We start from the raw sequence: 13,974 nt of genomic DNA on the forward strand, positions 1-13,974 counted from the left end.
CGTTTTTGCCATAAGCCCACCTGCGCGGGTGGGAAATGCAGTACCCCGTTGACTTTCTATCCCGTGCTAATTAATCTCAGCTAACGGCAATTGGGCTTGGCAAGTCAGGCGGCTCTGGCGCGGTATGCGTCACGCCTCGTGTAGCCCAGCGTACCGCGGTCGCATAGCGCCTCCGCGACCATCAACACCCGCGCCAAGGAGAGAAGATGCCCACCAACATCACCCCTGTCCTGATTTTCCCCGGTGATATCGACAGCACCGATCGCGCCAGGAATCCACCGGACTATTCCTACAGGATCCTCGCCGAGGGCGACTCGTGGTTTTCGTTTGGCTCGTGGCGCCTGCAGAGCCTGCCGCGGCATTTGCGCTTCAGCAAGGACACCATGATTGTGACCTTGGCGGAACCCGGCGATACCATCACGCGAATGTCGAGCATCGCGAAAAACCCGGCGCTGGAAATGCAGTTGACGAATCAATCGGGCCAAAGGTGGGATGCGATCCTGCTGAGCGGCGGCGGCAATGATCTTATCGACAATGCAGGCGCGATCATTCCTGTCAGCGCACGGCAACAGTCGGCAAACAGGGCGCCGGAGGAATACTGCAATCTCAACGTCCTGCGTGGGACGTTGACGGCGGTGGCGCGCGGTTACGCCAGGATCGTCGAGCTGCGCGACCGGGCCAGGATCAGTCCGTGCGTCGGCAAACCCATCATCACGCACACCTATGATCGGTGCACGCCGCGCGATGCACCGGCGCGATTCGCGTTTCTCACGCAGGGGCCGTGGCTGTTTCCGGCGATGCGGGCGGCGAAGATTCCCGATGATCGATGGAATGACGTGGCGGACTTCATCATGGATGCGCTCGCGGAACGCCTGCTCGGTCTCGCGGAGACATTGCCGAATTTCCACGTGGTGGAAACGCGTGGCGCGACGGTTCGCGCGGCGTCGGACGCGAAAGGCGACAGCAACGATTCCGAGAATGAAATTCACTTGACCAAAGGCGGTTGCCGGAAAGTGGCGGCGAGAGTCAGTGCGCGGCTGGAGGCATTGTTGCCCTGATTGACGCGATTTAGTGACCGGCGACAGGTTGAAGAATCTCGATTCTTTCACGCCAGGCACTCAGACGGCTCAAAGTGGAAAGCGACAATTGCCATGCCCAAGAACCTCGTGATTTTTTGTGACGGCACCGGCAACCAGTTTGGCAACCGCAACAGCAATGTGCTCAAACTGTTTGCCGCCTCATTGCGCGATCCGCGGACGCAGCTGTGCCACTACGACCCCGGCGTCGGCACGTTTGGGCTGCGGGAGGCGTTGTTCGAGTGGCAGAAAGTACCGGCCAAGATTTTCGGTCTCGCCTTTGGTTGGGGCATCACGCGCAATATCGAGGAGGCGTACTCCTTCCTCATGAAGAATTACGAGCCGGATGACCGGATTTACATTTTCGGTTTCAGCCGGGGTGCGTTCACGGCACGCGCCATCGCCGGCATGGTTCACGCAGTCGGGCTCATGTTTCCGCAACATGAAAACCTGATTGAATATGCGACGCGCTTGTACCAGAAGGTACCTGGCGGCGAGGACAAGAAGCGTGAGTTTTTCGATATTCAGGAGAAGTTTCGCGGGCAGTTTTCACGTGAATGCAAAATTCATTTTCTTGGCCTGTGGGATACGGTCAAGTCGGTTGGCTGGTTTGGTTCGCCGGTGAGTTTTCCGTACACCACGAACAATCCGTCGGTGCACAGGGTTCGCCATGCAATTTCCATTGATGAGCGCCGTTGCTTCTTTCGTCAGAACCTGTGGTCGCCGATTGCGACGCAGGATGTGAGGCAAGTCTGGTTTGCGGGTGCGCATTCCGATGTCGGTGGCGGCTATCAGGAAGACGAAGGCGGTCTCGCCAGAATTTCACTCGAATGGATGGCGCGCGAAGCGGAATTGGCAAAGCTTGCGCTGGTTGAAAGCGAGTTGCAGGTTGCCCTTGGCAAGGGCAAATATCCGCCGCGGGATTTCAAGGCCGACGCGCACGAGTCGCTGAAGCAAGTCTGGTGGCTCGCGGAATTCCTGCCGCGCCGATTTGAAGATCCCCGACGGGATTTCGCCGTCACCTGGCGATTTCCGATCGTAAACTGGCGGGAGCTTGGCAAGAGCCGGTTCATCCGCGCGGATGTTTCCGCGGTCCATCAGTCGGTGCTCGATCGCATGAATTCCCCAGAGGACTATGTGCCCGACAACTTGCCGGCGAGCTTGCCGGTAGAGCCGTGGAGTGCAACCGCGTCAACTTCCGCTGCGGAGGCCAATCATGTTGCGTGAGGAATTTGGAGTGTTTGGGACGCTGGGTGGCGCCTCGGGTGACGTATTGCTGGCGAAGGCGATTATTCTCGCCGGGCTGGTGCCGGGCGAATTCGCCGCGCAGTTTGAACGCCCCAACATTCGCGCGACCGAATGGGATACCCAATTCGCGCTCGTGACGGATAAGGCACTGCCCGATGCGTATTCGCGGGCGATTACCGTTTGGCCCGATCTCGACGCGGCACAGCAAGTCCTTCGGTCGTTCGGTGAAGTCTCGTCGGATAAGGCAAGATTTTCATCGGTCGTCGAGGAATGCTGGGCAAGGTCGCTTGGGGCGCGATTTCCCGTGTTGCGGTTGGCGGTTACGCACGTACTGGGGGATATGAATCTGCATCCACTCGCGGAACTGCTTGTGCAGGCAGGCACGGGCGTTTGCAGCGTGTTGTTCGCGACCCGCATCGAGCGCGATCTTCAGTGGAATTGGCCGCTCCAGATCGGTGTTCCCGATACGCCCGCCGGCCAGCGTTTGTTGAAAAGTCTTGAGCAAGGCCGGTATCGGCACCTCTATCAGCCGCGAGTCGTCGTGACGTCCGGCCCAAATGCCGGAGCGTTCGACCTGTTGCTTTTGCCGGAGGCGCTTGTGCCGGAATCGCCCCTGTCGTTTGATCTGGGCGCGATGACTGCGGGTGCGGTCGTGCTGATGGAAGGCGAACCTCCACCAGACGCCGAAAAACTGCAGCCATTCACCGAATTTGCCATGCGCCGCGCGAACTTCGGCCTGACGGGCGTGTGCTTCGTCGTGGAGGCAGACTGGCTTGCCTGGATAAACACGCTGATCCGCGAACTATCGCACAACGCGACGCTCGACCATGCGCTTTTTCAGGCACGTCACGGCGAACAGCGGCGGTGGGAAGGCAGCACGATGCCGGCCCGCGATTTCGCCCCGCCGTTCCTGGCGGGCGACCCGTGGTTTCTTGAACAGGCGCGCATTGCCCAGACCACGTTGCGAATTGCCGATTCCATGCAGACGTCGCCGCATCGTGGCATCGCCAATACCGATATTGTGACGATGGGCGCCGAACTCGCGCGGGATGCCGCCCGCCGACAGTGGATCAGTGAACGGGGCGACGCCCTTGACGTTGTCGAGAAACGCCGGAAGGCCGAAGCCGTGATCGGGCCTTTGCAACTGGCGCCGATTCGGGCAACCGATGCCACGCCCGAGTTTGCGCGCGTTGACAAGGCTCACACCTCCCGCGCAGTGCCGCGCATGCAGACCGCTGCAAAACCGCCAGCCGCCGCGGATATGGTATTCACTGCCCCCGCAGCGGCTGCACCGATCGCGATGGCGGCACCGCCCATGATGGAAGAGATGGCTGCGTCGGCGGGCGACGAACCACCACGGGAGCGCGCAAGGAAATCGGCGAATAAACCGGCGGACAAGCAATCCAAAAAAGCACCAAAGGAGGCGCCGGCGGAAACCCGCCACGTGCAATGCAAAATCCTCAGAGGCAAATCCGGCGCCGACGCAGTCAAGCGGCTCGAAGCCCGCAAACCATATCGTGCGCATATCCACATTGGCGCTGATATCGAAGCTGGCACAATACGCGCCGACACGCCCTTTGATGAATCGCAGTTGCCTCCATCCGAGGACGGGCACGATTTGCAGGTCGTGTTTTGCCCGCTGGATATCCGCACCGGAAAAGGCGGCATCGTCGCCGCAAAAGCCAAGACCATTCACCTGCCGAAAAGCGGCGTCAGTGAAATCGCGAAATTCAGTTTTGAAACAGGCGACGATGGGCAAGCGTTTCGTGCGCGCATTCTCATCATGCATCGCAATCGCATCCTGCAAACGCTGATGCTGGCGGCGCCGACCATCGAGGCCGAATTCGCACTGCGACAGGAAAACCTGGTCAGTCCCGCGTATGCCAGTAGCGCTTCCGAGGAACCGGCCGATCTTGCGCTGGTGATCAATGACAATCCCGCGGGCATCCCCGGTATCACCACCGTCGCCAACGGCAACGCCACGTTCAGCGAGCCGGCCGGACTAAATATGGTGGTCGACACGATTCAATCCCTCCTGTCGAAGGCCAATGTCAGTACGGCGGGGGAAACGCTCAAGCTCGATCACCCGGCGCTGGTGGCGCTGATGATTCAGCTGGCGACGCAGGGCGCGGCGCTGACGCGTGAGCTGACGCGCCAAATGAACTTGCCGGACTTTCAGTTGGCCGCGCGCATACAAGTGGTAGAGGCGCGGTCCAAGGCTTATTTGCCGGTCGAGTTTGTCTATACCGGCAAAGCGCCGAATATCGACGCGAAGCTTTGCCCGAATGCGCAAAAGGCACTCGCCGCGAAAGATGGCAGCGTGCACGCGAGCTGCAAACATGCCAACGATCCGAAGCACATATGTCCCGCCGCGTTCTGGGGATTCAGCAAATGCATCGAGCGCCATCCGTTCGGCCAGACCGATTTGCACGTTTTCAATATTCCCCAGCCGGGCGCGGAAACGCTCGCGCCCTTCAATATCGCCGTGTTGGCCGCCAGCGAAAAAGTCACGCCCGCGGACCTCACCGGCAAGGACGGCGTGAAGCCGGCGATTGCCGCGCTGGCGAAGACGGTGCGAATGGCAACGTCGTGGGAGGATTGGAAGAAAGACATTCTCGCCAAGCCGCATGCCACGCTGCTGGTGCTATTGCCGCATTCCGACAATTCGCCTGATTTCGTCAACACACCCGCACTTGAAATCCAGAAAAAGTGGCTCACCTCGGTGCAACTCGATGCCGATTTCGTGCAGGCGCCCAACGAGGCAGGGCCGGGTCCGGTGGTGCTGCTGTTGGGTTGCAGTACCGCGCTGGCGGATATCCCGTTTCTGAATTTCGTGCGCGAATTCAAAGCGGCGGGGGCGTCCATCGTGCTCGGCACACTTGCCACTGTTCACGGCACGCATGCCACGCGGTTTGTGCGCACTTTGCTCGGCAAAATCAAGGACAAGGGCATCGACGCCAAGGATAAGTCCGCTAAAAGCAAGGGCCGCCCATTTGATGAAATCCTGCTGGAGGTCAAGCGTGAAATGCTCGCGGAGGGCGAGCCGTTCGTGCTGAGTCTGGCCGCCTACGGCCACAGTTCGTGGCGCATCCAATCCTGAAAGCATTCTGAAAGGACATCTCCATGTTTCGCATTCACATGCTTGCCGCCGACCACGGCGATTGTCTCTGGATCGAGTACGGCGAGGGCGACACAGACCCGCCGAAGCGCATCCTGATCGATGCCGGGACCGTTGGCGCGTATCCGCGCTCGCTCGCCCCAAAGATAAAGGAAACCGTTGACGCCGAAGGCAGCTGCAAGTTTGAGCTCTTCGTCGTCACGCACATCGACGCCGACCATATCGGTGGCGCAATCGAATTTCTCAAGCAGGCCGGCCCGACAGGTGTATCGATCAAGGAAATCTGGTTCAACGGTTTCTTCCACCTTTCCAATACATCACCTTCGATACTCGGCGCCAAGCAAGGAGAGATGCTGACGCCGCTGATTCAAAATGGTCCGTGGACCTGGAATAAACGTTTCAAGAATCTGGCGGTGATGGTGCCGGACGCCGGCAAACTGCCCACCTTCACGCTCTCCGGCATGAAAATCACGCTGCTCTCGCCCACGTTCGCGAAGCTGCAAAAACTCAAACCGAAATGGGTGAAGGAAATTGAGAAAGCCGGCCTCGTCCCGGGCCATGCCTTCACGCTTGAGGAAGTGCTGCCGGACGGCTTTCTGGGCGGCAAGGTCGAAGACTGGGCCGATACCGCATTCAAGGAAGACAAGGCGGAACCGAATGGCAGCAGCATTGCCTTCATTGCCGAGTACGAAGGCAAGCGCGTCTTGTTCGGTGCGGACGCGCATCCCGGCGTGTTGCTGGAAAGCCTGCAACGCGCCCCGCTGAATGCCGATGCACTGCCGCTGACCGCATTCAAGCTTCCACATCACGCCAGCAAGAACAACGTCTCCAAGGAAATGATCGCCGCGTTTCCCGCCGAGCATTATCTGGTCTCGACCAACGGCCAGCAATTCAATCATCCCGACGAAGAAGCCATCGCGCGCATCCTCACGGAACATAAGGCGGCGGCAAAGACGCTGCACTTCAATTGCCCGTCGGAATTCAATGCCGTGTGGAAGAGCGCCTCGCACAAAAATAAATGGAACTACGAGGCGAACTACGGAACGGCGCGTGAGGGTTTGGTGGTTGACCTGTAGCGATCGTTCAAGTCCACAGGCCAGGGTGAACGATAAAACACAGCGACTGGCGCGGTGTTTGGAGCCATTTTCAACCTGTAGCCGCGCCAGTGCTTGTGTTTGATTTTGAGTGAGGTCGTCGCAAAGTAGGGGCATGTCCGGTCCTGGCGCAGACGGTGGGACCCAGTCCCATTACAATCCCAGAAAAATACTAACGGACTGGATTTCAGCCGCAATCCACTGTCCCGGCGGCAGGAAGAATCCATCTCTTTTATGCAACACCCGCGTGCCCATTCACGCACAAAACCCACAACCCCGTTGACATTCAACGTCGCTCAACTTAACCTCAATCAACAACAAAAACACAGAATCGTCTGACCGAAATGGGCGCCGCATGACCCGCGCCCATGCACGAAAATACGTGCACCGGCCCGGCATTCTGCACGATACGGCGCATGGGAGAGTTGACGGTAATGGACGAATCGCAATTGATCGAAGCCCGGGGAATCATGCTCGCGCGTACCCGACTGCCGCAAAGTCATCACATCCATCACCTCCCGCCACACGATCAATAAAAAGGAGAGAGACGTGCCCGCAGAATACCCACCGTTCATGTTTGGCTATGGCGCCATCGCCCCCATGATCGAAAAAATTCAGGATCGAGACGTACCGGAAATTTTCAGCCACGATTACCTGCGCTTCACGCTCGGCTTCGCGCGCGAATCGGATCGCGCCTTTATCGCCCTGGCCAAGCGCATCGGCTTGCTCACGGTGGAAGGCAAGCCGACCGAACTTTACAACGAACTGCGAAAACCCAGGCAAGCCCAAGCTGCTCTCGCGAAAGCGATGCAACTAGGCTACGCCGCGTTGTATTCACGCAATGCCAACGCAAACGAACTTCCACGCAAAGAATTGGGGGCGCTGGTCGCCGAAGTCACCGGACTGGAGCCGGGGCACGCGACCGCGCGCGCAGTGGTCGGGACCTTCCTCGCTCTGCGGGATCTGGCGAGCCCGCGGGTGGAAGCGGCGCCGGTGGAGAATCGGCGGAAAGAGGAGAGGCGAGGCGGGCGGTGAGGGCATTGCGCGTTGCGCCGACGCAGTAAAAACGTGTTCCTGTGAGTTGTACGTGCACAGATCCTGAATACGTGGAGCGAGTGGCCGCACTATTTTCCACTTACGGAATTTGCGGTGCATCAATACATTTGCAAATAAATAGTCGCGCGATGGCTGACTAACAATTGCTATTTCTTGTTAACATGCGAAACGCCGCTTTTTAAAACAACTTGCTCAGGGAGAACTAATGAAAAAATTGCTGGCAGCAATGGGGATAGTTGTCATCCTTTCGGGATGCGCATCTGGCGCCAAAGTCGAGGGGATGTCGGTTTTTGCAGACGCAGCAACCGTCAATGCAAAAACCGCGCTGAAGAACAACGTCGCGGTCAAGGATGTAACAGGTGGGCAGGATACGAATCCGGCTTGGAAGTCCAACATCGGCAGTAGTGATTTTGAGCTGGCACTGGAGTCCTCACTGCGATCTGCTGGCCTGCTTTCCGGAGGCAAGCCGCTAGGTAGCCATTTTTTGACGGTGCATCTCGAGAAAGTGGATCAGCCATTTATCGGGCTTGATATGACTGTTACAGCCTCAGTCAATTACGTACTTAGTGAGCGTGCAAGCGGTAAGAACGTTTATTCGAAGTCGATATCGCTACCTTATACGGCGAAGTTTTCGGATGCATTTGCCGGGTATGAGCGCCTGCGACTCGCCAATGAAGGCGCGGCCAAAGTGAATATCAAGCAATTGATCGACGACCTGATTGCACTAAAGGTGGAATCAGTACAGGTCAAGTGAAGGTAGAAAAAATGACAGGTCAAGTGGCCTATGTAAGAAAGTCAACGCATCAATAATTTCAAAAAAAAGGGGAGAGACCAATGTTCGCAAGAAAAACTACGGCGGCTATCGTCGCTATTTCGCTCGTGGGTGCAACAACCCTTCCAGGTTGCGCAACATCATCAAAGGACATCTCGTCCAGCTACGTGTCGCCAATACAGTATGCAAACTACGATTGCAGTCAGCTCACGGCAGAAATGCAACGCATTCGAGGCCGTGTCAATCAGATTGCCGGGCGACTGGATGAAGCAGCCAGCAATGACAAGCTAATCATGGGCGCAGGCCTCCTGATTTTCTGGCCGGCTTTGTTTGCGTTGGGCGGTACGAAGGGGCAAGAACAAGAGTATTCCCGGCTGAAGGGTGAGTACGATGCTGCGAATCAAGCTGCGATTGAAAAGAAGTGTTCGATGGGGCCGTCAGAGATAAATCCACCGGTGCACGATCATTTCCTACCCATTCAGGTGGGTTTTCACCCGGCAGAACGGGTTACGCTTGGTAACGCTGAAACTGGCGACAACCCGATCGTGGGCCTTTCCGCGATTAAATAAAAACACCAAAGCAATCACGGCCAGATGCCGAATTTCACTAACGAAGCCGGCTCCTCAGGCTCAACATGATCCGCATCCTCGGATTTGTCGCCGTGGTCTGGTTGGCGCTAATGCCGCCGCTGTTCACGGATGGTGCCTGCACGGCCGAGTTTGATCGCGAGGCCGCGCAGTTGACCGTGAATCAAAACTCTCTCGATTCACCAACGCATGCCCAGGAGTATTGGGCCTCCCGCCAGATTCCGGTCTCGGTTATTCCGGTAAAACAGTGCCGGCGCGCGAGGCCGAGGTTTGTGGACGTATGTGGCTCCGGAGATATTGTCTATGCCATTGTCCCGGTGCAGAACCTTGTTTGTCGCGTCTATCGGGACAGCGAAATCAGAGTCCAGCTTCACTACGATGATCGCAATCGCCTGAGCCGCATGGTTACCGACATGAATCCATTCCGTGCGCTGCCATTGCCGTGGCTTGGCGTCACGTTGTATTGGGGCAGGTAGGTACTGAGGAGAGTACGGGGAGCCGCGTCAATGCTTTTCACCCTAACGGATTGCCTGCCAAATGCACACAACTGCGTCGTCATCGACTGTCATGGCGTCAATGTGCACCATTCAGGCGGTTCGTTTCCGACGCAGCAGACTTCGTAAAGGCCGTCCCGAGTACGTGCAGCATGCCTTGCTGCAACAAAAGGCAAACCCAGCCAACGCTCCAAGAACATGCGAGCGCCACTCCACGACAACATCATCGGGAAGTCCGCCGACTCCCGTCGAAATTCCCAGTGCCTCACCAACCACCTTGACCGCCAATACGACCGCAAGCAATCCAACCACCAGCCGGTACGACGGATATTCCCGTGCGATGCCGATCATCGTGATCACCGACAGCGCCATCGCGACTCCGGATAATCCGCGATATTGAACCAGGTCAGGCGACCACAGCAGCAGCCCGATCGAAATCATCGGCCCGATACCGGCAAGCCCCCACACAATCCACCACGACCCCATCCGCTTTTCGACGATGCTGCCGGCGATGAAACATACCAGCGCATCGATGGCGGCATGCCGAGGTGAGAAGTGAACCAGGTGCGCCGTCCAGAATCGCCACCATTCACCATGACGAATCGCTTCCCGATCGAGTGCCAGCCATTGGTTGAACGATTCCGGCAGCAATGCAAACGCGATGCAGGCACCTGCCAGCAACGCAACCAGCGGTGCGCCGTTATACTTTGCGGCGCTTTGCATACACCAGTCCACTGAGGGCGATGGCGATCAACACGCCGGCCCAGTCAAGGCTGCCGCCGCCGCGATACCCCGGACGGGCTTCAACGCGAATATTGGCCGCCGTCTTGATGCGAACCTTGAATGTATCCAGCTCACTTTGCAATTGCGGAATCAATTGCTCAACGGCCTTGTTATATCCCTCGACTTGCGCGGCCCGCGAGCGCTCGCTGAAGCTGGCCAGGCTGGCCGCGCCTTTCACCTGGCTGGTGCCCGGCGCGCGAAACAGCAATTTGCGGCTGGCGACGTCGAACACGGAAATATCGAGCATCGTTTGCACATCGTATTCGTCGCCGTGCACGACATACGCGCCGACGATCGTCCAATAGAGAAATGCCAGCGAATTGCTGTCGTTGAACTGGACCTGATCGTAGGACACCATCGCCATGATATCGACGCCAAACATGCGCGCGACTTGTTCCATGTTGGCGAACCCGCCGCCGGGTTGCAGATATTGCGTGGGAATCACCTGGATCGCGCCGATGTATTCGTGCCCGGCGAAGGAGGACTTGGCCCGTTCCAGCAACTTCATTTTTTCAGTTTCGGGCAACGACCGCACCCGCGGAGCCGTGGGAACAAAAGCGATGCCAACACGCACCGGCGGCCGCAGGTAAGTCATCCCCGCCTCCATCTGTGGCGCTTGCGTTGCGGCCGGGTAGAGGTAGTCAACAATGCTGGCGGATTGTTTGACTTCCCGGTGAGAAAATGATGATGCGCAGCCCCACAGGCTCGCGGTAATCAGCAGCAAAATCAACGTCGTCAGGAATTTCATGTTTGTCCTTTCTACAATTTTTTGCGGCGGTTCGTGGCAGGCGCAATGCGCGGCAGTCGCCATCCGCAGCAGTCAGCCTACTAGGACGGCGGCGGTTTGAAACTGGTTTGTAGAAAGTGGCGGATGGCTCCGCCGGAAGTAGCGAAAAGCAATACCATTTCACCGAAACCGCTTGGCAGTGGTATTGTTTAACTGTCGTACCGGACCTGAATTGCGTCAGGTACGGTTTTATTCGAGGAGCGGTGAAAATGAAGTTTCTGAGCAAAGACTTGTCTCCCGCGGAAACGTCGTTCCTGAAATGGCAATACGGTTTTGACGAAGCGGACGCGCCGTTCGAGCGGGCATTGTGGCAAGCCATCATGCGCGCCTGGGAGGCCGATGCCGTGCCAGGGGCCGCCACCCGTCATCTCGCGCGCCTCGGCGCCGCTGGTGCGTATCCCGAGGAAGTGGCGTTGTACGTGAGCTTCAGGTCCGCGGACAGTGATGCGGTCTGGAACGAGTTGATTCGCCGTGCCGGTTTGTCCGATCGCCGCACGGCAAAAATCGAAACCGGAATCGATCGCCGCCACCGCGTTGGGAGCCGTGGCTGAATGCGCGCGCAATTGCGCTTGCGGTTTGAATCTCAGCAGACGCCCATCGTTTGCCGTCGTTCGATTGCAAGGCGTTTCAACGCGCGGATCGCCATTTGGCGCGCCTTTCCAGCCGAAAATGTCCAGAACGCCCCGCCAGTGCTGGTGTCTTGGACTCGCCATACGCTCCGCGCCAAACGGTCGGCATCTCTGACCAAACGTCCGGCAGGCTGCTAAAAAACCGGAAACTCATCCTCGTCACGCATTCGCGCTTCCCGTTCCTTGGCTTCGCGCCGGCGGGCCTTGATCCAGTCCTTGAACACGGGAAGATCATTCGGTACAAGGATTTCTCGTTGCAGGTCCTGTATGCGGCGTCGCAGTTCGGCGATGTCCCGCGTCAAGCGGGGCATGACGGCGTTGGGCAGCAATGTCTGATTGGGCGACAGGTTGAATTGCTCGTGGAGCGGAATCACCAGATGCGCGATTTCCATTTCCAATTCGGCTAGTTGGTCTTTCAGGATCTTGTTGAAATGCTTGAGCCGATCTTCCGACAGGCCCGTGATGGTATGCGCGTCAATGTGTTCCAGCTCCAGCTGCAGTTCCAGAAGTTGCAATAAATCCTTTTTGTCGTATGCCTGGTTGACCCGCTGCATCAGCGCCGTTTTGCGCGTACGTTCCTGCGGATCGCGTTCGCGATCGGGGTGCAAGGCGCTGACCAGCTTGCGGTAGACCTCGCGGATCGACAGGCTCGTTTGGTCCGCTTCCGCCTTGAGTTTTGCGTCCCGCGCCAGTTGCTTGGCGCTCTTCTTGCGCTGGCTGCGGCGATCCTCTTCCTCCATTCGCAGCAGATGCTCCTTTTCCATCTGCTCGAGCACTTGCGCCATGACGTCTTCGGTCGAATCCAGCTCGGCCGCGTCGTCCAGATCGATCTCAAACATGGCTTCCACCGCGGACTTCATACTGCTGACCGCCGCGGCTTCCTCGGCATCGAAATCGACATCGCTGTATTTGTTATAGATCGCCTTCAACGCCTCGTCGCCGGTATCGACAATCAGGTGCTCGGCAAGACGGCAAATAATGTCCTTGACGACCAGACGTTCGGCCTGGGTGAGTCCCTTTCGATCCAACGCCAGATCCAGGCTATGCACCATGGCCCCCTGAATTTCGCGGAACGTTTGTGCGAGCGGCACATAGTCCCTCGCCACTTTTTGCTGGTAGGTCAGCAAGACCGCCTGCCATTGAACAAGCGTCTCGCGACTGCTTTCGATTCGCTTGACCAGCGTATTGAACGCCTTCTGCCCCTTGGACAGGTTGGGCTGGTGTGGTTGTGAAGCGATACGAATGGACGAAGGCGGGCGGGTCATGGTCAATTGCGGCAACAGGAAGGTAGCCATGATAGTCGGGGCCATGTTAGAAGAGCAAATGTGAAGATCCTTCGACTGCGATTTTGCATGACCGGAATCGCGCGCACTCGCGTCCACTTGTCTGCCTCTCTCACGATGATACGAGACTGGGCAGAACGATTTAAGAGGCGTTGTCCTACAATTCGACTCATGGCATTGCCGCAAGCTACAGGTGCTGCAACGTGTTGCGATGGCGTTGCCCGCTGCCGCGGCACGGCGAGCAATAAAGGCTCATACGAAGGGTTTGTGACATGACAGAGAACGATAAAGTAAATCTCCTCCTGCTGCCGGGGCTGCTCACCGATGCGCGCCTGTTTCAATTCCAGATGGAAGATCTCGCCGATATTGCACAGATGTCGGTGGGTGATCTCACCGTTGCCGACAGCATCGCCGAACTGGCCGAGAGCGTGCTGATGCATGCGCCGCAGGAATTTGCCCTCGCCGGCCTTTCAATGGGCGGCTATGTGGCGCTGGAAATCATGCGGCAGGCGCCAGAGCGCGTGTTGGGCTTGGCCTTGCTCGATACCAGCGCTCGCGCCGATACGCCGGAAGCGATCGCGAATCGTCACAAGCTGATGGCGCAAGCTGAAGTCAATTTTCAAGTTGTGCTCGATACGCTGATGCCGAAACTCGTGCATCCATCGCGCATGAAATACAACTCCATTGTCGATACCGTTTACTCGATGGGCCACCGAATCGGCAAGGACGCATTTCTGCGACAGCAGCGCGCCATCATGGGACGCATCGATAGCCGTCCGCATTTGGGAGAACTTGCCGGTTGCCCGACGCTTGTTCTGTGTGGACGTGACGATGTTATGACGCCAGTAGACGTCCATGAAGAAATCGCGGCGGCCATCGCAGGTTCGCAACTCGTTGTGATCGACGAGTGCGCGCACCTTTCGACCATGGGACAGCCGAAGCTGGTATCGGACGCAATGCGGATGTGGCTTTGCAACCTTTAGCCGCCCGTGACGGCGCGCAGGTCGCGCTGCGGCGTTCTGCAATCAGGATGAAGTTGCGACATGA

At 57.9% G+C, this 13,974-nt stretch carries 13 protein-coding genes; 10 read left to right on the forward strand and 3 right to left on the reverse strand.

Features of this window, described 5'->3' with window-relative positions:
- Positions 1 to 206: 206 nt before the first annotated feature.
- The 8 genes from IPP88_24110 (at position 207) to IPP88_24145 (ending at position 9,427) form a co-directional block, all read left to right on the forward strand.
- Positions 207 to 1,058 carry a hypothetical protein gene (locus IPP88_24110; protein MBL0125612.1) on the forward strand — a complete coding sequence of 284 codons (852 nt, stop codon included), beginning with the start codon at positions 207 to 209 and terminating at the stop codon, positions 1,056 to 1,058.
- Positions 1,059 to 1,151: 93 nt separating this feature from the next.
- A complete protein-coding gene (locus tag IPP88_24115; GenBank protein ID MBL0125613.1) occupies positions 1,152 to 2,303 on the forward strand; it encodes a DUF2235 domain-containing protein in 1,152 nt (383 codons plus the stop codon).
- On the forward strand, positions 2,293 to 5,424 hold the full coding sequence (locus IPP88_24120; protein MBL0125614.1) for a hypothetical protein: 3,132 nt from the start codon (positions 2,293 to 2,295) through the stop codon (positions 5,422 to 5,424). The genes IPP88_24115 and IPP88_24120 overlap by 11 nt, the downstream gene beginning before the upstream one ends.
- A 23-nt stretch (positions 5,425 to 5,447) precedes the next feature.
- Positions 5,448 to 6,518 (forward strand): MBL fold metallo-hydrolase, encoded by a 1,071-nt coding sequence (locus tag IPP88_24125; protein MBL0125615.1) that lies wholly within the window; start codon positions 5,448 to 5,450, stop codon positions 6,516 to 6,518.
- Positions 6,519 to 7,085: 567 nt separating this feature from the next.
- A complete protein-coding gene (locus IPP88_24130; GenBank protein MBL0125616.1) occupies positions 7,086 to 7,571 on the forward strand; it encodes a DUF5343 domain-containing protein in 486 nt (161 codons plus the stop codon).
- Positions 7,572 to 7,797: 226 nt separating this feature from the next.
- Positions 7,798 to 8,346, forward strand: a complete 549-nt coding sequence (locus tag IPP88_24135) for a hypothetical protein (GenBank protein ID MBL0125617.1) — start codon at positions 7,798 to 7,800, stop codon at positions 8,344 to 8,346.
- A gap of 80 nt (positions 8,347 to 8,426) precedes the next feature.
- A complete protein-coding gene (locus IPP88_24140; protein MBL0125618.1) occupies positions 8,427 to 8,933 on the forward strand; it encodes a metal ABC transporter ATP-binding protein in 507 nt (168 codons plus the stop codon).
- 65 nt (positions 8,934 to 8,998) lie between these two features.
- Positions 8,999 to 9,427, forward strand: a complete 429-nt coding sequence (locus IPP88_24145) for a hypothetical protein (GenBank protein ID MBL0125619.1) — start codon at positions 8,999 to 9,001, stop codon at positions 9,425 to 9,427.
- 111 nt (positions 9,428 to 9,538) lie between these two features.
- Here the strand turns inward: IPP88_24145 and rrtA are convergent, their stop codons facing one another.
- Positions 9,539 to 10,168 (reverse strand): rhombosortase, encoded by a 630-nt coding sequence (gene rrtA, locus IPP88_24150; GenBank protein ID MBL0125620.1) that lies wholly within the window; start codon positions 10,166 to 10,168, stop codon positions 9,539 to 9,541.
- Positions 10,146 to 10,976 (reverse strand): rhombotarget lipoprotein, encoded by an 831-nt coding sequence (gene rhlP, locus IPP88_24155; protein MBL0125621.1) that lies wholly within the window; start codon positions 10,974 to 10,976, stop codon positions 10,146 to 10,148. The genes rrtA and rhlP overlap by 23 nt, the downstream gene beginning before the upstream one ends.
- Before the next feature lie 248 nt (positions 10,977 to 11,224).
- Here rhlP and IPP88_24160 point away from each other — a divergent pair, with 248 nt between their 5' ends.
- Complete coding sequence (locus tag IPP88_24160; GenBank protein ID MBL0125622.1) at positions 11,225 to 11,566, forward strand: hypothetical protein; 342 nt, start codon at positions 11,225 to 11,227, stop codon at positions 11,564 to 11,566.
- A gap of 212 nt (positions 11,567 to 11,778) precedes the next feature.
- On the opposite strand, the gene IPP88_24165 is transcribed toward IPP88_24160, so the two are convergent.
- The gene (locus IPP88_24165; protein ID MBL0125623.1) at positions 11,779 to 12,954 is read right to left on the reverse strand and encodes a molecular chaperone DnaJ; all 1,176 of its coding nucleotides are present in this window, start codon (positions 12,952 to 12,954) and stop codon (positions 11,779 to 11,781) included.
- A 245-nt stretch (positions 12,955 to 13,199) separates the two neighbouring features.
- Here IPP88_24165 and IPP88_24170 point away from each other — a divergent pair, with 245 nt between their 5' ends.
- Positions 13,200 to 13,910 (forward strand): alpha/beta fold hydrolase, encoded by a 711-nt coding sequence (locus IPP88_24170; protein MBL0125624.1) that lies wholly within the window; start codon positions 13,200 to 13,202, stop codon positions 13,908 to 13,910.
- Positions 13,911 to 13,974 lie beyond the last annotated feature (64 nt).

It is taken from the genome of Betaproteobacteria bacterium, assembly GCA_016720925.1.
Lineage (GTDB): Bacteria > Pseudomonadota > Gammaproteobacteria > Burkholderiales > Usitatibacteraceae > UKL13-2.

Coding starts and splice junctions, on each gene's coding strand:
- IPP88_24170 (MBL0125624.1), top strand. CDS start 13,200: ATGACAGAGAACGATAAAGTAAATCTCCTCCTGCTGCCGGGGCTGCTC.
- IPP88_24140 (MBL0125618.1), top strand. CDS start 8,427: ATGTTCGCAAGAAAAACTACGGCGGCTATCGTCGCTATTTCGCTCGTG.
- IPP88_24115 (MBL0125613.1), top strand. CDS start 1,152: ATGCCCAAGAACCTCGTGATTTTTTGTGACGGCACCGGCAACCAGTTT.
- IPP88_24165 (MBL0125623.1), bottom strand. CDS start 12,954: ATGGCCCCGACTATCATGGCTACCTTCCTGTTGCCGCAATTGACCATG.
- IPP88_24125 (MBL0125615.1), top strand. CDS start 5,448: ATGTTTCGCATTCACATGCTTGCCGCCGACCACGGCGATTGTCTCTGG.
- IPP88_24145 (MBL0125619.1), top strand. CDS start 8,999: ATGATCCGCATCCTCGGATTTGTCGCCGTGGTCTGGTTGGCGCTAATG.
- rhlP (MBL0125621.1), bottom strand. CDS start 10,976: ATGAAATTCCTGACGACGTTGATTTTGCTGCTGATTACCGCGAGCCTG.
- rrtA (MBL0125620.1), bottom strand. CDS start 10,168: ATGCAAAGCGCCGCAAAGTATAACGGCGCACCGCTGGTTGCGTTGCTG.
- IPP88_24135 (MBL0125617.1), top strand. CDS start 7,798: ATGAAAAAATTGCTGGCAGCAATGGGGATAGTTGTCATCCTTTCGGGA.
- IPP88_24110 (MBL0125612.1), top strand. CDS start 207: ATGCCCACCAACATCACCCCTGTCCTGATTTTCCCCGGTGATATCGAC.
- IPP88_24160 (MBL0125622.1), top strand. CDS start 11,225: ATGAAGTTTCTGAGCAAAGACTTGTCTCCCGCGGAAACGTCGTTCCTG.
- IPP88_24120 (MBL0125614.1), top strand. CDS start 2,293: ATGTTGCGTGAGGAATTTGGAGTGTTTGGGACGCTGGGTGGCGCCTCG.